General features: G+C 69.4%; 20 protein-coding genes, 1 tRNA gene and 2 rRNA genes. 9 read left to right on the top strand and 14 right to left on the bottom strand.

Going from position 1 to position 17,099, the window contains the following annotated elements; all coding sequences use genetic code 11:
* Nucleotides 1-8: 8 nt before the first annotated feature.
* From RTL41_RS14415 to RTL41_RS14405, 3 genes are read left to right on the top strand one after another with little or no spacing between them, the layout of a single operon-like run.
* Entirely contained in the window at nt 9-1,280 is a 1,272-nt protein-coding gene (locus RTL41_RS14415; RefSeq protein WP_312165684.1) for an aminotransferase class III-fold pyridoxal phosphate-dependent enzyme, read from the top strand.
* Between the two features lie 25 nt (nt 1,281-1,305).
* Nucleotides 1,306-2,730, top strand: coding sequence for an amidase family protein (locus RTL41_RS14410; protein WP_312165682.1), 1,425 nt, complete (start codon nt 1,306-1,308; stop codon nt 2,728-2,730).
* Between the two features lie 52 nt (nt 2,731-2,782).
* A complete protein-coding gene (locus RTL41_RS14405) occupies nt 2,783-3,115 on the top strand; it encodes a hypothetical protein (RefSeq protein WP_312165680.1) in 333 nt (110 codons plus the stop codon).
* A gap of 91 nt (nt 3,116-3,206) precedes the next feature.
* Here RTL41_RS14405 and RTL41_RS14400 read toward each other — a convergent pair whose 3' ends face one another.
* From RTL41_RS14400 to rlmJ, 5 genes are all read right to left on the bottom strand, one after another.
* Nucleotides 3,207-3,878, bottom strand: coding sequence for a cytochrome b/b6 domain-containing protein (locus RTL41_RS14400; protein ID WP_312165679.1), 672 nt, complete (start codon nt 3,876-3,878; stop codon nt 3,207-3,209).
* A gap of 2 nt (nt 3,879-3,880) precedes the next feature.
* Nucleotides 3,881-4,339, bottom strand: coding sequence for a cytochrome c (locus RTL41_RS14395; protein ID WP_312165677.1), 459 nt, complete (start codon nt 4,337-4,339; stop codon nt 3,881-3,883).
* Between the two features lie 109 nt (nt 4,340-4,448).
* Nucleotides 4,449-5,012: a sugar transferase gene (locus RTL41_RS14390; protein ID WP_312165676.1), complete on the bottom strand. Its 564-nt coding sequence runs from the start codon at nt 5,010-5,012 to the stop codon at nt 4,449-4,451.
* Nucleotides 5,013-5,076: 64 nt separating this feature from the next.
* On the bottom strand, nt 5,077-5,517 hold the full coding sequence (locus RTL41_RS14385) for a hypothetical protein (protein WP_312165674.1): 441 nt from the start codon (nt 5,515-5,517) through the stop codon (nt 5,077-5,079).
* Nucleotides 5,518-5,596: 79 nt separating this feature from the next.
* A complete protein-coding gene (rlmJ, locus tag RTL41_RS14380; RefSeq protein WP_312165672.1) occupies nt 5,597-6,418 on the bottom strand; it encodes a 23S rRNA (adenine(2030)-N(6))-methyltransferase RlmJ in 822 nt (273 codons plus the stop codon).
* A 94-nt stretch (nt 6,419-6,512) separates the two neighbouring features.
* Between rlmJ and RTL41_RS14375 the strand changes: the two genes are divergently transcribed.
* The 4 genes from RTL41_RS14375 (at nt 6,513) to RTL41_RS14360 (ending at nt 9,935) form a co-directional block, all read left to right on the top strand.
* Nucleotides 6,513-7,532, top strand: a complete 1,020-nt coding sequence (locus RTL41_RS14375) for a DNA topoisomerase IB (RefSeq protein ID WP_312165670.1) — start codon at nt 6,513-6,515, stop codon at nt 7,530-7,532.
* Nucleotides 7,533-7,602: 70 nt separating this feature from the next.
* Nucleotides 7,603-8,820: an LLM class flavin-dependent oxidoreductase gene (locus RTL41_RS14370; RefSeq protein WP_312165668.1), complete on the top strand. Its 1,218-nt coding sequence runs from the start codon at nt 7,603-7,605 to the stop codon at nt 8,818-8,820.
* Nucleotides 8,821-8,822: 2 nt separating this feature from the next.
* Complete coding sequence (locus RTL41_RS14365) at nt 8,823-9,635, top strand: arylamine N-acetyltransferase (RefSeq protein WP_312165666.1); 813 nt, start codon at nt 8,823-8,825, stop codon at nt 9,633-9,635.
* Between the two features lie 96 nt (nt 9,636-9,731).
* Nucleotides 9,732-9,935 carry a hypothetical protein gene (locus RTL41_RS14360; RefSeq protein ID WP_312165664.1) on the top strand — a complete coding sequence of 68 codons (204 nt, stop codon included), beginning with the start codon at nt 9,732-9,734 and terminating at the stop codon, nt 9,933-9,935.
* A gap of 2 nt (nt 9,936-9,937) precedes the next feature.
* Here the strand turns inward: RTL41_RS14360 and RTL41_RS14355 are convergent, their stop codons facing one another.
* On the bottom strand, nt 9,938-10,918 hold the full coding sequence (locus RTL41_RS14355; protein ID WP_312165663.1) for an aldo/keto reductase: 981 nt from the start codon (nt 10,916-10,918) through the stop codon (nt 9,938-9,940).
* Nucleotides 10,919-10,984: 66 nt separating this feature from the next.
* Complete coding sequence (locus RTL41_RS14350; protein WP_312165661.1) at nt 10,985-11,257, bottom strand: hypothetical protein; 273 nt, start codon at nt 11,255-11,257, stop codon at nt 10,985-10,987.
* Between the two features lie 329 nt (nt 11,258-11,586).
* On the opposite strand from RTL41_RS14350, the gene RTL41_RS14345 reads away from it, so the two are divergent.
* Nucleotides 11,587-11,862 carry a hypothetical protein gene (locus RTL41_RS14345; protein ID WP_312165660.1) on the top strand — a complete coding sequence of 92 codons (276 nt, stop codon included), beginning with the start codon at nt 11,587-11,589 and terminating at the stop codon, nt 11,860-11,862.
* A 55-nt stretch (nt 11,863-11,917) separates the two neighbouring features.
* Here the strand turns inward: RTL41_RS14345 and RTL41_RS14340 are convergent, their stop codons facing one another.
* Both RTL41_RS14340 and RTL41_RS14335 read right to left on the bottom strand, forming a co-directional pair.
* Nucleotides 11,918-12,127 carry a YbdD/YjiX family protein gene (locus tag RTL41_RS14340; protein WP_312165659.1) on the bottom strand — a complete coding sequence of 70 codons (210 nt, stop codon included), beginning with the start codon at nt 12,125-12,127 and terminating at the stop codon, nt 11,918-11,920.
* Between the two features lie 5 nt (nt 12,128-12,132).
* Nucleotides 12,133-14,190, bottom strand: coding sequence for a carbon starvation CstA family protein (locus tag RTL41_RS14335; protein ID WP_312165658.1), 2,058 nt, complete (start codon nt 14,188-14,190; stop codon nt 12,133-12,135).
* 92 nt (nt 14,191-14,282) lie between these two features.
* Here RTL41_RS14335 and RTL41_RS14330 point away from each other — a divergent pair, with 92 nt between their 5' ends.
* Nucleotides 14,283-14,753: a hypothetical protein gene (locus RTL41_RS14330; RefSeq protein ID WP_312165656.1), complete on the top strand. Its 471-nt coding sequence runs from the start codon at nt 14,283-14,285 to the stop codon at nt 14,751-14,753.
* On the opposite strand, the gene RTL41_RS14325 is transcribed toward RTL41_RS14330, so the two are convergent.
* The 5 genes from RTL41_RS14325 to RTL41_RS14305 form a co-directional block, all read right to left on the bottom strand.
* Complete coding sequence (locus RTL41_RS14325) at nt 14,750-15,559, bottom strand: acyl-CoA thioesterase domain-containing protein (protein WP_312165654.1); 810 nt, start codon at nt 15,557-15,559, stop codon at nt 14,750-14,752. The genes RTL41_RS14330 and RTL41_RS14325 overlap by 4 nt on opposite strands.
* A gap of 46 nt (nt 15,560-15,605) precedes the next feature.
* A complete protein-coding gene (locus tag RTL41_RS14320; protein WP_312165652.1) occupies nt 15,606-16,076 on the bottom strand; it encodes a hypothetical protein in 471 nt (156 codons plus the stop codon).
* 159 nt (nt 16,077-16,235) lie between these two features.
* Nucleotides 16,236-16,312 (bottom strand) — tRNA-Met (locus RTL41_RS14315).
* Nucleotides 16,313-16,359: 47 nt separating this feature from the next.
* Nucleotides 16,360-16,474, bottom strand: a 5S ribosomal RNA gene (rrf, locus tag RTL41_RS14310).
* 67 nt (nt 16,475-16,541) lie between these two features.
* Nucleotides 16,542-17,099 (bottom strand): 23S ribosomal RNA (locus RTL41_RS14305); the annotation flags it as partial.

The raw sequence follows: 17,099 nt of genomic DNA, 5'->3' as shown, positions 1-17,099 counted from the left end.
AACTTCCCATGACGCGCAGCCATGACAGAGCCCTGCGGGACCGCGCCGCCGCGGTGATCCCCGGGGGCATGTACGGCCACCAGGCGGTCGGGCTGCTGCCCGACGACTATCCGCAGTTCTTCTCCCGAGCCGAGGGGGCCCACATCTGGGACGCGGACGGCAACCGCTATCTCGACCTGATGTGCGCCTATGGGCCCAACCTGTTCGGCTATGGCCACCCGGAGATCGACGCGGCCTATGTGCGCCAGTTGGGGATCGGCGACACCCTGACCGGGCCGACCGAGCTGATGGTGCGGCTGGCCGAGGAGATGACCGGCATGGTCAGCCACGCGGCCTGGGCCATGTTCTGCAAGAACGGCACCGACGCCACGACCATGGCGCTGATGACCGCGCGGGCGCACACCAGGCGCAAGACGATCGTGCGGGCCAAGGGCGCCTATCACGGCGCGGCGCCCTGGTGCACGCCACGGCCGGCGGGCACCACCGACACCGACCGCGCCCACCAACTGTTCTACGACTACAACGACGTCGCCAGCCTGGAGGCGGCGGTGGCGGAGGCGGGCGAGGACCTGGCCGCGATCTTCGCCGCGCCGTTCAAGCACGACGCCTTCATCGACCAGGCGCCGCCGGACCTGGCCTACGCCAGGCGGGCGCGGGAGCTGGCCGACCAGACCGGGGCGCTGCTGATCGTCGACGACGTGCGGGCGGGCCTGCGGGTGGCGCGCGATTGCTCGTGGGCGGTGCTGGGGATCGAGCCGGACCTGTCGACCTGGGGCAAGTGCATCGCCAACGGCCATCCGATCTCGGCGCTGCTGGGATCGGAGAAGGCGCGCAGGGCGGCGGCCTCGATCTATGTCACCGGCTCGTTCTGGTATCAGGCCGCGCCGATGGCGGCGGCGCTGGAGACGCTGCGGCTGGTGCGCGCCACCGACTATCTGGAACGCATCGTCGCCATGGGCGAGCGGCTGTCGGCGGGGCTGGCCGAGCGCGCCGCCGCGGCGGGGTTTGGCCTGCGCTGCACCGGCCCGGGGCAGATGCCGCTCTACCTGTTCGACGAGGACCCGGACCTGCGCAAGGGCTTCTTCTTCGTCTCGCAGATGCTGAGCCGGGGCGTCTACCTGCACCCGTGGCACAACATGTTCCTCTGCGCGGCGATGACCGAGGCCGACATCGACGGGGTGCTGAACGCCGCCGAGGACGCCTTCAAGGCGCTGAAACGCGAGGCGCCGGGCCTGGCGCCGGTCGAGAAGCTGGCCTTCCTGGCCGGCGGGCAAAGATAAGAAAATCAAAAGGGCGGGAATGAGGATGGACGATTTCTCCGAGCACGACGGCCTGGCCCTGGCGGCCCTGGTGGCCAAGGGCGAGGTGACGCCGCTGGAGCTGGTGGACGCGGCCATCGAGCGGGTCGAGCGGCACAACCCGGCCCTGAACGCCGTGGTCTACAAGGCCTATGACGAGGCGCGGAAGGCGGCGCAGGGGCCCCTGCCCGACGGGCCGTTCAAGGGCGTGCCGTTCCTGATCAAGGACCTGGGCGTGCCGGTGGCCGGCTGGCCGCGCAGCTATGGCAGCCGCTTCGCCGCCGGCTGGGTCGACCAGGACGACTGCGGCCTGACCCGGCGCTATCGGGAGTCCGGCGTCGTGCTGCTGGGCAAGACCAACACGCCGGAATACGGCATCACCGGAGTGACCGAGGGCGCCTATCTGGGCGCCTGCCGCAATCCCTGGAATCCCGACCACGTCTCGGGCGGGTCGTCGGGGGGCGCGGCCTCGGCGGTGGCGAGCGGCATGGTCCCGCTGGCCCACGCCAGCGACGGGCTCGGCTCGATCCGCATCCCGGCCGCCTGCTGCGGGCTGGTGGGGCTGAAGGTCACGCGCGACCGCAACCCGAACCTGCCGGACGGCGACAACTACGCCATGGGCTTCTCGGTCGACCATGTGGTGACGCGGACGGTGCGCGACAGCGCCGCCATGCTGGACGTCACCGGCCGCCCCGAGCCGGGCGCGCCGTTCGAGGCGCCGCATAAGGAGCGGCCCTACATGGAGGAGATCGAGCTCAGCCCCGGCCGCCTGCGCATCGCCTGGTCCTCGGAGACCCCGTCGGGCCGGCCGATCGACCCGCAGGTCCAGGCGGCGCTGGAACGCACCGCCGCCCTGCTGAAGGGCCTGGGCCACGAGGTGGTCGAGCAGGGCCTGGGCATCGACTACCGGGCGCTCTACACCGCCCGCGGCCCGGTCTCGGGCGCCAACTTCGCGGCCAATATCGCGCGGCTGTCGGCCATGCTGGGCCGCGAGCCGCAGGAGCACGAGCTGGAGCCGCTGACCTGGGCGGCGCTGAAGAGCGGGCGCAAGGTGACCGGCGAGCAGGCCTTCCGCGGCTGGCAGGACCTGCGCGACCTCAACCGCAAGACGCTGATGTTCTTCGAGGACTACGACGTCTATCTCTGCCCGGTGCTGGGCACGCCGGTGCCGCCGGTCGGGCTGATCGACCCGGTGGCGGTCGATCCGAAGGAGCTGAACAGGCGCCAGAGCAAGGCCTTTCCCTACACCCCGCCGTTCAATTTCTCGGGCCAGCCGTCGCTGTCGCTGCCGCTGGAGATGGACGATGCGGGCCTGCCGATCGGCATGATGTTCACCGCCCGCTTCGCCGACGAGGCGACCCTGCTGCGGCTGGCGGCGCAACTGGAGAAGGAAGCGCCCTGGAAGGGGCGGCGCCCTGCGCTCTGGGGGTAGAAAGCGTCGCACCTCCCGCGTTAGCTTGGGGCCAGGATTCTAGGAGTATTCCATGAGCGACCGGATCGAACGGCCCTGGGCCCTGATGCGCCACCACGCGGGCTGGGCCGACGTCTTCCACATCGAGAGCGAGACGGCCGACTCGATCACCGGCTTCTATCCCGACCGCGAGACCGTCGGCCCGCCGGTGAACTACAGCGTGCGCGCGGTGCTGGCCCGCTTCCCGACCATGGAGGCGGCCCGCGCGGCCCGCGAGGGGGCGGTGCTGGAATGGCGCAAGCACGACGCCGGCGTGCGCGAAGCCGAAGACAAGCTGCGCGCGGCCGAGAGGGCGCGCGAGGACGCCTGGCTCAACTGCCTGCGCGGCGCCGCCAACGGCGGTTGAGGCGAAGCCTTACAGGCGTCATCCCGGCTGAAGCGAAGCGGTCCCGGCCTTCGGTCTGCGACTGAAACCGGGATGACGCCAGGGTCGAGTTTCAGAACCGCAGGCCCTTGGCGATGGCCCAGGCGACCAGCGCCGCCAGCGCGATCCCGACCAGCAGCCGCCAGAGCGCGGCGGGGCGCAGGGCCTCGCCCTGGAACGGGCGCTTGCCGGTGATCATGGCGCCGACCAGGTTCTGGCGCTTCCAGACCCCGTAGAAGCCGATCGCGACGATGTGCAGGGCGACCAGCGCCTGGAGCACGCGGAAGACGGTCTCGTGCAGCTCGGCGGCGGCGCGGCTGGCGTCGAAGCTGACCAGGTGCGACAGCGGCCCCGATTCCAGGCCGTCGATGTCGCTGGCGAACAGGCCGAGCCCGACCTGCACCAGCATCACCGCCAGCATGGCCAGGACGCTCCAGGCGCCGAGGGGATTGTGGCCGGCGCCGTCGCTGGGGCTGCGGGCGCCGAGCGTGCGGGCATAGGCGAGCGTCGCCTTCGGCCCCCGCAGGAAATGGGCGAACCGCGCGGTCGAGCCGCCGGCCACGCCCCACCACAGGCGAAAGACCAGCAGGCCGATGACGCCGTAGCCGGACCACCGGTGCAGTTGCATGTTCTCGCCGGCGGTGAACCAGGAGACCAGCAGCAGGACGACCAGCGCCCAGTGGAAGAGACGGGTGGGCAGGTCCCAGAGCGGGCGCGGCGGCCCCGCCGCGGCGTCGGAGGCCATGGCTACTTCTCGACGCGATAGACGTCGTGGCAGGCCTTGCAGGTTCCGCCGGTGGCGCGGAACTGCGCCTTGATGGCGTCGATGTTCCCGCTCGCCGAGACGGTCTGCAGCTTGCCGGCCTCGGTCTGGAAGTTGGCGGCGGCGGTCGCGAACTTGGCGGAGTCGGTCCAGATGTTGGGCTTGGCCTCGGTCTTGAAGCCGGCCTCCGGGCCCGAACCCTTGGGGAACCACTTGGGAACCTGCGCGGCCTGGGCGTTGACGATCTGCGCGTTGGTCGCGATCAGCCTGGCGTCCGGCGAGCCCTTCTTGAGTTCGTCGCTGATCGCCTTGAACGCCGCGCCGACCTTCTTGTAGCCGGCCTGGCGGGTGGCGATGGCGGTCTCGGCGGCGGACGCGGCGAGCGCGCCGGTGGCGCCGAGCGCGAGAACCAGGGCGATGGCGAGGGGCTTGGCGGCGGTCATCGTCGAACCTCTGCGTGGATGGTCGGGACAGAAGGGGAAAGACTGGGCGCCCGCGGCGCGGGCGTCAACCGACCATGACCAGCGCTGATTGCGCGATTGTTTCAGGCGCCTAGTGCCGGACCCCGCGGGCCGAAACCGCCGCCGCCAGCGTGATGGCGATGATCCTGATGTCGAGCAGCATCCCCCGGCGCGCCAGATACTCGGCGTCCAGCCTGGCCTTGTCGGTGTTCGGAAGGTCGTCGCGGCCGTTGATCTGGGCCCAGCCGGTGACGCCGGGCCGCAGGGTCTCGACGCCGGCGGCGGTGCGCAGGGCCACCAGGTCGTCCTGGTTGAACAGGGCCGGCCGCGGGCCGACCAGGCTCATATGGCCGACCAGCACGCTCCAGAGCTGGGGCAGTTCGTCCAGGCTCGAGCGGCGCAGGAAGCGGCCGAGCGGCGTGATCCAGGCGTCCGGGTTCTCCAGCAGATGGGTCGCGACGTTGGGCGCGCCGGTCCGCATGGTGCGGAACTTCGGCATCTTGAAGATCACGTTGAAGCGTCCGACGCGGCTGGACCAGTGCAGCGCCGGGCCGGGGCTGTCCAGGCGCACGGCCAGCGCGATCGCCGCCAGCAGCGGCGAGAGCACGATCAGTCCGGCCAGGGCCGCCAGCATATCGAAGGCCCGCTTGGCCACGCACGTTCCCCTCGCCGTCTGCAACGGGCCAGGGATAGCCCGGCGCGGCGGCCCGCGCCAAGGGTCAGGCTTCGGAGGGCGGCTCGCTGACCGGGCGGACCTTGGTGCGGGTCTTGGGCGCGAGGTCGGCCACGGGCTCGGCTTGCGGCGCCGGTTCGACCGCCTCCGCCACCGCGTCGGCGACCTCGAGGCTGGTCTCGACGACTTCGGTGGCGACAGCCTGAGCGGCCTCGACGGCTTCGATGACGACGGGCTCGGGCTCAGGCTCGACGACCTGGGCCTCCGGCGCGGGGAGATCGATCTCCACCGGCGCCGATCGGGCGGGGGCGAGCAGCGCTTCGAGATTGGCGCGGTCGCCCCAGCGGGTCATCCACCAGTAGGCCACGCCCGCGGAGGCCGCGCCGGCGAACAGGAACCAGAGCGGCGAGGCCGCGCCGACGGGCACGAAGAGCGCCTTCTGGGTATCGAGGGATGCAGGCCCCTCTTCGATCACGGTAAGAGCCATGGAAACGCCTCCAAACAGCCAGGGTTTGTGCGATGCAGCAAACCCTACCCCGACTTTTCGCAGGCGCAAAATGAAGGTTTTAGGCGGTCCAGACCTGGGCCTTGCCGCCGGAGCCGAGCCGGCTGACCGTCCACTCGCAGATCTCCTTCAGCGGGACGTCGAAGCCCTCGGGCGCATTGGCGATCACCAGGGCGCAGCCGTTCATCTTCATCGGGTCGGTCAGCGGCCGCATGCGCGCCTCGGCCACCAGCAGCGGGCCGTCATAGGCGTCCTCGGCCTCGCGCAGGAAGGCGTCGAAGGTCTCCAAGTCCTTGACCGGCAGCCAGACCATCACCACCGCCGCGGGGTTCCTGCGGGTCAGGGCGCCCAGGGCCGCGGCGCAGCGTTCGTAGTCGTCGCTCTTCTCGAACGGCGGGTCGATGAGCACGAGCGCCGCGCCCTCCCTGGGCAGGCGGGCGGCGACCTCGACATAGCCGTCGGCGCAGGCGGTCCGGGCGGCGGGCCAACTGCGCAGCGCCTCGCCCAGGGCCGAGTGCTCCTGGGGTCGCAGTTCGCAGCCGAGATAGGCGTCGCCCTTGCGCAGGGCGGCGGCGACCAGCAGCGGCGAGCCGGGATAGAGGTTGGCCTCCTCCCCGCCGTTGAGGCGAACCACCGCCTGGCGCAGCGGCCGCAGGGCCGGCGGCAGGTCGGGCGCGCGCATCAGCTCGACGATGCCGGCCCTGGCCTCGCCCGAACGCTGGGCCTCGTCGCCGGCGAGGTCGTAGAGGCCGCGGCCGGCGTGGGTGTCGAAGACGCTGAGCGGGCCAGGCGACGCCTGCATGCGGGCCAGCAGGTCGAGCAGGGCGGCGTGCTTGACCAGGTCGGCGAAGTTCCCGGCGTGGAAGGCGTGACGATAGTTCAAGGCGGCGTCCTTGCGAGGGAACCGGGCCGTCGCGGCCCATGTTTGAGCGACGGTGCTTCCTGCCACGTCCGGCCACCATCTCCAAAGGCGCTCCATGCCCCTCGACGCAGCCCCGCCGCCGGCGGGCGGCCTTGTCTATGTGAACGACCACGATCCGGGGCTGAGCCGCGTGGCGACGGCGACGGGCTTTGCGTACCGCGACGCGAACGGCGAGCCGGTGACCGACGAGGCGACGCTGGAGCGCATCCGCGCGCTGGTGCTGCCGCCGGCCTGGACTGACGTGTGGATCTGTTCGCGGGCGCGCGGGCATGTCCAGGCCACGGGCCGCGACGCGCGGGGCCGCAAGCAGTACCGCTATCACGACGCCTGGCGGCTGGCGCAGAGCCAGGAGAAGTTCGAGCGGCTGATCGCCTTCGGGCGCGCCCTGCCCAAGCTGCGCAAGCAGGTCGAGGCCGACCTGCGCCGCCGCGGCCTGCCGCGTGAGAAGGTGCTGGCGGCGGTGGTGGCGCTGATGGAGCTGACCCTGATCCGGGTCGGCAACAACGAGTACGCCAAGACCAACAAGAGCTTCGGCCTGACCACCCTGCGCGACCGGCATGCGGAGATCAGCAGCGGCGGCGCGATCTTCGAGTTCCGGGGCAAGAGCGGGAAGATCCATCGCACCGGCTTTCGCGACCGGCGGCTGGCGCGGATCGTCAAGGCCTGCCAGGACGTGCCGGGCCAGCGGCTGTTCCAGTACGTGGACGAGGCCGGCGAGCGGCGCGCGGTGGAGTCCAGCGACGTCAACGACTACATCCGCGCGGCGATGGGCGAAGGTTTCTCGGCCAAGGACATCCGCACCTGGGCCGGGACGCTGTACGCGGCGCGCGGCCTGGTCGAGCAGCCGCCGGCCAAGGACGCCGCCGAGGCCAGGCGGCGCGTCGTGACGACGGTGAAGGCCGCCGCCGCCCTGCTGGGCAACACGGCCGCCGTATGCCGCAGCTCCTACATCCACCCGCTGGTGCTGGAGACCTACGAACGGGGCGCCCTGCCGCTGAAGAAGGGGCGGTCCGACCGGGCCTTCGAGCTGTCGGTGCTGCGCTTTCTGGAGGCCGCGCAAGAAGCCGCCCGCTGACGGCACGTCACCCTGGCGCTGCTTGCGAAATGGGGGTTAGCCTCACGCCAAACGGCCAAGGGAGGGCCACATGCTCGGAAACAAGCTCCGCTTCGGGGCCTTCATCGCGCCTTTCCATCCGCTTGACGAGAACCCGACCCTGGCCATCCAGCGCGACCTGGAACTGGTGCAGTGGATGGACCAGCTCGGATACGAGGAAGCCTGGATCGGCGAGCATCACTCGGCCGCCTACGAACTGATCGCCAGCCCGGAGGTGTTCATCGCCGCCGCGGCCGAGCGCACCAAGCACATCCGGCTGGGCACCGGGGTCTCGTCCCTGCCCTATCACCACCCGATGATGCTGGCCGACCGGATCAACCAGCTCGACCACATGACCCGCGGGCGGGTGATGTTCGGGGTCGGGCCAGGGGCGCTGGTCTCCGACGCCTTCATGATGGGCATTCCAGTGGCCAAGCAGCGCGACCGCATGGACGAGGCGCTGGACGTGCTGGTCCCGCTGCTGCGCGGCGAGGCGGTGACCCACGAGAGCGACTGGTTCAGCCTGGTCAATGCGCGCCTGCAGATGACGCCCTATTCGCGGCCCTCGGTCGAGATCGCGGTGGCCAGCCAGGTCTCGCCGACCGGGGCGCGGGCGGCGGGCAAGCATGGAGCGGGGCTGCTGTCGCTGGGCGCCACGACCACGGCGGGCTTCAACGCGCTGGCCGCCAACTGGGGCATCGCCGAGGACATCGCCAGGGAGAACGGCCAGACCATGGACCGCAGCCGCTGGCGGCTGGTCGGCCAGATGCACATCGCCGAGACCAAGGACAAGGCGATCGAGCAGATCCGCTTCGGGCTGGAGAAGTGGATCTATTACTTCAAGGAGATCGCCAACCTGCCGATGGTGCCCGACGACTTCAAGGGCGACCCGGTCGAGGCCTATCTGGCGCTGGGCCAGGCGGTGGTGGGCACGCCCGACGAGGCGATCGAGCGGCTGCAGCAACTGGTCGACGAGAGCGGCGGGTTCGGCTGCTTCCTGCTGATGGCGCATAACTGGGCGCGCTGGGAGGACACCAGGCGGTCCTACGAGCTGATCGCGCGCTATGTGGTCCCGCACTTCCAGCAGTTGAACGTCAACCGGCAGGCCTCGATGGACTGGGTGCGCAGCAACAAGACCGAATTCACCTCGCAGACCCGTGCGGCGGTGGGCGCCCGAATCGTCTCGCACATGATGGAAAAGGGTGCCGACAACATCCGGCCCGAGATCGTCGCCATGATCCAGGGCGCGGCGACGCCGGCCAAGGAGTAGAGTTGAAGCTTCAGGCCTATCTCGACCGCATCGGTTTCGCCGGCGTCCCGCGCGTGGACGCCGCGACGCTGAAGGCGATGCAGCGTCTGCACCTGCGCACGATCCCTTACGAGAACTTCGACGTCCAGTTGGGTCGGCCGATGACGCTCGATCCGCAGGCCGCGTTCGACAAGCTGGTCACCCGCCGGCGGGGCGGCTGGTGCTACGAGATGAACGGCCTCTTGGCCGCAATGCTGCGCGAGGTCGGCTTTCAGGTGACGGAGATGGCCGGAGCCGTGCTGCGCGGCGAGCGTGGCCCGGCCTCGCACGCCAACCACCTGGTGCTTCGCGTCGACCTCGACCAGCCGTACATCGCCGATGTCGGCTTCGGCGACGCGCTGCTGGAGGCCGCGCCGCTGGCGTTCGGACCGCATCGCTGCGCCGGCTTCGACTTTTCATTCGAGGCGCTGGGCGACGGCTGGCTGCGATTCCACAACCACCCGATGGGCGGCGCGGCCTATTACGATTTCCGCAACGAGCCGGCCGACCGCGAGGAGCTGGCCGGCATGTGCCGCTGGTTGAGCACCTCGCCGGACTCGGTGTTCACCCAGACCGCATTCGCCTTCCGACACGAACAGGACGGCGTCGCCGTGCTGCGCGGCCGGACGATCAACTTCATCCAGCCCGGCGGGAAAAGCCTGCGGTTCATTGATTCGGCGGATGAATTCGCAACGATCCTGCGAGATCGCTTCGAGCTCGACATTCCCGAGGCCCGCGATCTGTGGCCCACCGTCTGCGCCCGCCACGAGGAGCTGTTCGGCGCCCTGACCGCCTAACGGTTCCCTACCGGAGCGGTCATAAAAGCGTGCCTGGACATCCGGCGGCGGCGACGTCAAATCCGGTCCTGGGAAGGGGCTAACTGGAGCGACGCCATGACCGATCTTTCCCTGCCGCCCTCCGTAACCGTCAGCCCCACCATCGTCGGCGTTTCCGTGCTGACGGACGATGGGGTGACCGTCCAGGTGAGCCTGCCGCGCCCACGCGGGCTGCACGACCTGCCGATCGAGGAAGTCGCCGACCGCGCCCGCCGCATGGCGCAGGATGCGCTGCGGGCGGCCGCGACGAGCCTCGGTTAAGCCTAGCCCTCGGTGTCGACCGACGCCTGCATGGCGGGCGCATAGCGCGGACCGCTGACGGTCTGCGGGTTCACCAGTTCCTCGACCCTGGCCAGGACGTCGGCCGGCAGCCGGATCGCGGCGGCGGCGGCGTTCTCGCGCATGTGGTCGGGATTGGTCGTACCGGGAATCGGCACCAGGGTCTCGTCCTTGGCCAGCAGCCAGGCCAGGCAGAGCTGGGCCGGCGTGCAGCCCGCCTCCCGCGCCAGGGCCGCGAAGCTCTCGAACATCTTCAGATTGGCGGCGAAGGCCTCGCCCTGGAAACGCGGCATGGCCTTGCGGAAGTCGCCGTCCTCCAGCGCCGACGGATCGCTGATCCCGCCGGCCAGGAAACCGCGGCCGACCGGGCTGAAGGCGACGAAGGTGACGCCGAGCTCGCGGCAGGCGTCGAGCACCGCGATCTCGGGATTGCGGGTCCAGGGCGAATATTCGGTCTGGAGCGCGGTGATCGGATGCACCGCATGCGCCCGGCGCAGGGTCGGGGCGGAGACCTCCGAGAGGCCGATCGCGCGGATCTTGCCTTCCTTGACCAGGTCGGCCAGGGCGCCGACGCTGTCCTCGATCGGGACGCGCTTGTCCCAGCGGTGCAGGTAGTAGAGGTCGATGACGTCGGTCTGCAGGCGCTTAAGACTGCCCTCGCAGGTGGCCTTCAGGACGTCGGGATGGCCGTTGAGCTCGCGCTGGTCGCCGTTGGTGAGGCCGCATTTCGAGGCCAGCACATAGTCGCCGCGCCGGTCCTTCAGGACCTCGCCGACCAGGGTCTCGTTGTGGCCGACGCCATATACGGCGGCGGTGTCGAGGAAGGTGTAGCCGGCGTCCAGCGCCCCCTTCAGCACCCGTTCGGCCTGTTCGCGCGGCGGGGGCGAGCCGTAGGCGTGCGAGAGGCTCATGCAGCCCAGCCCGATGGCCGAGACGTCGAAGTCGCCGAGTTTGCGCTGATCCATGCCGTGCTCCCGTTCCCTACTGGTCGAGTGGGAGAAAGCGTCAGGCGCGGCGCGCGGTCAACCGCCTTACGGCGTGACGGTCATCTTGATGACGATGCGGCCGGGATTGGCGAGGGCGAAGGCCTCGGGCACCTCGACCTGGGCGGCCAGCTTCACCGCCTCGGCGGCCGGCGCGCCGTCGGCGTCCAGCGCCTTGCAGTCGGTCAGGTTCGCGCCGGTGACCTGGCAATCCACCAGCACCGCCTGGGGCGCGGCGGGCGCCACCGGGGCGATGGGCGCGGCCGGCGAAACGTAGGAGCTCGAGATCACGGCGGCGGCGGCGAGAACGGACAGGAACATGGGACCTCGGCTGTTAACGAAGGTTACTCAATGGTGAAGCCCCGCCGATGGCAAGTGTTTCATTTCGGGGCCTTCGCGATTGTCCACCGCAATCGCCGTGCCCGAAGACCGACGTTCCGGCCGCCGGACCGGATTCCAGGCGCCGGGCGCCCATTCAGGTTGCAGCGCAACACCGCGCTATTGCACCGCACAATATTTGCTTGAATCCTCGCCCGGCAAAGGGCAGGAAAAAGTCAGGCGAAGCGGTCGCATCTGGATTTGAACCGCCGCCCTATAAGGGAAACGTCGGGAGGTGGTTGGCTCCAACCCCTTTCCGGGAACTAGTGATTATGATCCGTACTCTTGCTCTGACCGCGCTGGCCGCTTTCGCCGTCACCGCCCCCGCTCAAGCCGCTTCGGTCAGCGTCCCGCTGGCCGGTAAGTCCCAAGCCCAGGTTGAAGCCGACGTGGCCAAGGCGGCGCGCGCCGTCTGCTTCCGCGCCACCCGCAGCGAAACCCTGGCCCTCGACGCCTATTCGCGCTGCGTGAAGGAGACCGTGAAGGTCAGCCTCGACACCTATGCGACCGCCCAGGCCCCGTCGAACTCGGCCCTGGCCGCGCGCTAAGCGCACCTCCCAGTCCATGTAGCAAAGGCCGGCGGAAACGCCGGCCTTTCGCATTTCAGCAGCAGCGGAACCCGCCGCGGGCACCGCCGCCATAGCGGGCGTCCTGGCGGTCGCGGAAGAACTCGGCCCGGGTCATCGGCGCCTGGTCCGGATGGGTCGTGGCCAGGTGCTCGACATAGGTCTCGTAGTTCGGCACCCCGACCATGAGGCGCGCGCCGTCGCAGACGCACTGGGCGAACCGGGCGAAGGGGTTGGGCGCGGCCATGCCCCCTACTCCGCCGCGATGGCGTCGGGATTGATCTCCCGCGCCGTCCAGCCGTCGGCCCGATAGGCCTTCAGGCAGGCCGTGATCCCGAACCAGATCATGCTCAGCACCACGGCGATGAACACCGCGCAGAGCGCCGCGTCGATGCGGTCGTTCCAGACGATCTTGCTCATGTCGGCCATGGTCTTGGCCGGGGCCAGGACCTCGCCGGCGGCCAGGGCCTCGCCGTACTTGCGGGCGTGGGACAGGAAGCCGATGGCCGGGTCGGGCGAGGCGAGCTTCTGGAAGCCCGCGGTCAGGGTGCAGATGCACAGCCACGCCGCCGGGATGACGGTGACGAAGGCGTAGCGGTGCCGCTTCATCTTGAAGATCACCACGGTGGCCATGATCAGGGCGATCGCCGCCAGCATCTGGTTGGAGATCCCGAACAGTGGCCAGAGCGTGTTCACCCCGCCCAGCGGATCGGTCACCCCCTGGTGCAGGAAGAAGCCCCAGGCCGCGACGCAAAGGCCGGTGGCCGTGAGGTTGGCCGTCCAGGAAGAGGTCTCCTTGAACTTCGGGATGAAGGTCCCGAGCAGGTCCTGCAGCATGAAGCGCCCGGCCCGGGTGCCGGCGTCGACGGCGGTGAGGATGAACAGCGCCTCGAACAGGATGGCGAAGTGGTACCAGAAGGCCATCATCGCCTTGCCGCCCAGCACGTGGGAGAAGATGTGCGCCATGCCGACCGCCAGGGTCGGGGCGCCGCCGGCGCGCGAGATGATCGTCGTCTCGCCGACGTCCCTGGCGGTCTGCTCGATGAGCTCGGGCGAGATCGGATGGCCCATGGCGCCGACCGCGGCCGAGGCGCTCTGCGCGGTGGTCCCGATCACCGCGGCCGGGCTGTTCATCGTGAAGTAGACGCCGGGGTCGAGGATCGAGGCGGCGATGATCGCCATGATCGCCACGAAGCTTTCCATCAGCATGCCGCCATAGCCGATGAAGCGGGAATTGACCTCGTTGTCGATCAGCTTGGGCGTGGTGCCCGAGGAGATCAGGGCGTGGAAGCCCGAGACCGCGCCGCAGGCGATGGTGATGAACAGGAACGGGAACAGCGTGCCTGACCAGACCGGCCCGCCGCCGGCGGCGAACTGGGTGACGGCCGGCATCTGCAGGTTCGGCCGCATGATGACGATGCCGATGGCCAGCGCCAGGATCGCCCCGATCTTCAGGAAGGTCGACAGGTAGTCGCGCGGGGCCAGCAGCAGCCAGACCGGCAGCACGGCGGCGACGGCGCCATAGGCGATGAGGATCCAGGAGAGCTGCAGGCCGGTCAGGGTGAACATCGCCGCCAGCTCGGGCGAGGCGGCGACCTTCTGGCCGCCGACGATGGCCAGGATCAGCATGACGAAGCCGAAGACCGAGACCTCGGCGATCCGGCCCGGCCGGATGAAGCGCATGTAGACGCCCATGGCGATGGCGATCGGCACGGTGGCGGCGACGGTGAAGGTTCCCCACGGGCTGGCGGTCAGCGCCTTGACCACGATCAGGGCCAGCACCGCCAGGATGATCACCATGATCATGAAGGCGCCGAACAGGGCGATGACGCCGGGGATCGGGCCCAGCTCCTCGCGGATCAGCTCGCCCAGCGACTTGCCGTCGCGGCGCATGGAGATGACCAGGACCAGGAAGTCCTGCACCGCTCCGGCCAGCACCACGCCGGTCAGGATCCAGAGCACGCCGGGCAGGTAGCCCATCTGCGCGGCCAGCACCGGCCCGACCAGCGGCCCCGCCCCGGCGATGGCCGCGAAGTGGTGCCCGAACAGCACGTAGCGATTGGTCGGCACATAGTCCAAGCCGTCGTTGCGGGTGATCGCAGGCGTCGGCCGGGCCGGGTCCAGGCGCATCACGCGCTCGGCGATGTAGAGGCTGTAGTAGCGGTAGGCGACGAGATAGACGCAGAGCGCCGCGGTCAGGATCCACAGGGCGTTGACGTTCTCGCCCCGCGCCGTCGCCAGGACCGCCAGCGACACCGCGCCGATCGCGGCCAGCAGGGCCCAGGGCCCGTGTTTTCGAACCAGTTCCACGCCACGTCTCCTCCCCTGCCGCGCCCGCACTCGGCGCCCGCCTAGCCCTACAACCGATTGAGCCCGGGCGTGAACCTCTCTAGGACGCCGATATGATCAAGCCGCAGATCAGCGCCGCCCTGGCCGGCGCCCTGGACGTCGTGGCCGAGGGCTGCGCCGGCCTGCTCGATCCCTGGTGGGTGTTCGGCAGCGCCGGCATGGCGCTGGTCGGCGTCCCCGGCCTGACGCCGCCGGACGTCGACCTGATCGTCAGCCCGCGCGACGCGGCCACGCTGATGGCCCGGTGGGACGCCGAGCCGCTGGCGGCCGCGGCCTCGCCGCTGTTTCGCTCGCAGGTCTTCGCCAAGGCGCAGGTCGCGGCCCTGCCGATCGAGATCATGGCCGGGTTCGAGTCTTTCTCGGACGGCCGCTGGAGCCCGGTGATCCCCTCGACACGGGTGGAGATCGCCTGGAACGGCCGGCGGCTGTTCACGCCCGCCGCCGCCGAGCAGGCGGCCATCTGCCGCCGCTTCGGCCGCCCGAAGGACCTGGCGCGGGTCGCCGCGCTCGAGGCGCTGGCCTAGCCTTCCCGCACCCGCACGATCAGCGACTGGCTGGCGGTGGCCATCAGCTCGCCGTCCTGGGCGAACAGGTACATCGCGCCATGGCCGAAGCCGCCATGCACGCCGGTGATGCGGATGTCGCACAGCACCCACTCGGTCGGCACGATCCGGCGATAGCGGATGGTGTTGTCCAGGCTGTTGCCGCCGGCGTTGAGGCCCAGCGCATTGCCGACCGCGCCGGGGATGAAGTCGGCCATGATCGCCAGCATGCCGGCGTCGATCGCCACGCCGTCGCGCGGCCGGATCCAGAGCAGCAGCCGGCCGTCGTCGCCGCCGTCGCCGGCGTCGGTGCCGCCGTAGCGGCCCTTGGCCACCCGGACCTCGATGCGGCTGTGCAGGTCATCGCCGCCGCCGCGCCAGTGGTCGGCAGGCTCGCAGGCCTCCGGCGCCGCCACCTCGGGCATCGACAGCCATTGGCGCGAGATCTCGCTGGGCCGCGCGCCCAGCGCGGCGTTGACCGTCAGGATCTCCTTGTCGCCGACGTGGCTGATCACGCGGGCCTGGCTGTTGTACTTGCCCGCGGCCGGCACCCAGACGTCGAGATCCACCACGCTGGGCGGCCGGGCATAGGACAGGTACTGCGCCGTCGCCCAGATCACCGGCCGCTCGCAGGTGCGCTCCAGCGCGGTGATCGCCGAGGCCATGCCGACCCCGCCGAACATGAAGAGGTTGTCGCGGGGCCCGACGCAGACCGCCGGGGTCAGCGGCAGGTACCAGCGGTGCGGATTGTGGGTGGCTCGGAGATCAAAGAAGGTCGGCGCGCTCATGGCGCACTCCATGAGATCACCTGCGCCTTAGCGCAAGCCCGTTCCGTCAGCGAGACGCCGCGGCGGCCTCGGCCTCGTTGCGCAGGCGCCGATCGGCCTCTTTCATGAGCGCCTCGGTCGACTGGTTGGCCGCCTCGCGGGCGCGGATCTCGTCGACCAGGCGCTGGTTGGCGTTCTGGCCGTGCAGCGCATAGAGGAAGGCGCCGAAGCCGGCGACCGCCGCCACGGTCAGCACCAGGGCGGCGATGGCGGCGATGCCGGTCCAGGCCCTGGACTGCTGTCCGGGCGGCGCCGGCTTCAGATAGGCCGCGCCGATGAACACCACGCCGGCCAGGAAGGTCGCGCAGCCGCCGGTGTGGATCATCGCCCGCTGGCCGACCAGGTCGACATTGGCCACCACGCTGGGCGCCAGGCCGATCAGGCGGTTGCCCTCGGTGAGCTGCGAGACCTCGATCGTGCCGGCGAAGACGACCTGGGCCAGGCCCAGTATGGCGAGGATCCATCCGGCGATGATCATGAGAAGGCTCCAACGAGGCTACTGGCCCGCGAATCCTTGCGGGCGGTCGAAGTCTACGCTGTGCGCAACAGAATGCGGCGATGAAAGGACGCCGCGCCGGGCGGCCGAACCGCAGGCACGAAAAAACCCTCCGGCGAAAGCGCGGGAGGGTTGGAAACTTGGGTGCGGGGACAGGATTTGAACCTGTGACCTTCAGGTTATGAGCCTGACGAGCTACCGGGCTGCTCCACCCCGCGTCAGGGTGTTTTGTGTATTGAAGGGTTTGACTGCATCCGTTTGGTAGACCTGGCGGCGACCTACTCTCCCGCGCCTTAAGACGAAGTACCATTGGCCCAGAGAGGCTTAACGACCGAGTTCGGGATGGGATCGGGTGGGGACCTCTCGGCATAACCACCAGGTCAACGAAACGGATGTGTTTTTGAGAAGACATCAATCAAAGCGCGTTAGTCATGAGTTTGACTAAGAACGATCAAGCCGATCGAGCGATTAGTACCAGTAAGCTGCATGCCTCGCGGCACTTCCACACCTGGCCTATCAACGTGGTGGTCTACCACGGCTCTCGGCGAAGCCTTGTTTTGAGGTTAGTTTCCCGCTTAGATGCTTTCAGCGGTTATCTATTCCACACTTAGCTACCCTGCTGCGCAGCTGGCGCCACGACAGGTCCACCAGAGGTGTGTCCATCCCGGTCCTCTCGTACTAGGGACAGATCCTCTCAAGCTTCGTACACCCACGGCAGATAGGGACCAAACTGTCTCACGACGTTCTGAACCCAGCTCACGTACCACTTTAATCGGCGAACAGCCGAACCCTTGGGACCTGCTCCAGCCCCAGGATGTGATGAGCCGACATCGAGGTGCCAAACTTTGCCGTCGCTGTGGACGCTTGGGCAAAATCAGCCTGTTATCCCTAGAGTACCTTTTATTCGTTGAGCGATGGCCCTTCCACGCAGAACCACCGGATCACTATGGCCGACTTTCGTCTCTGCTCGACTTGTCAGTCTCGCAGTCAGGCGGGCTTATGCCA

Origin of the sequence: Phenylobacterium sp. (assembly GCF_031984885.1) — a bacterium.
GTDB lineage: Bacteria > Pseudomonadota > Alphaproteobacteria > Caulobacterales > Caulobacteraceae > Phenylobacterium.
The sequence above is the reverse complement of the archived record's forward strand: the minus strand, read 5'-3'. Positions and strand labels throughout refer to the sequence as shown.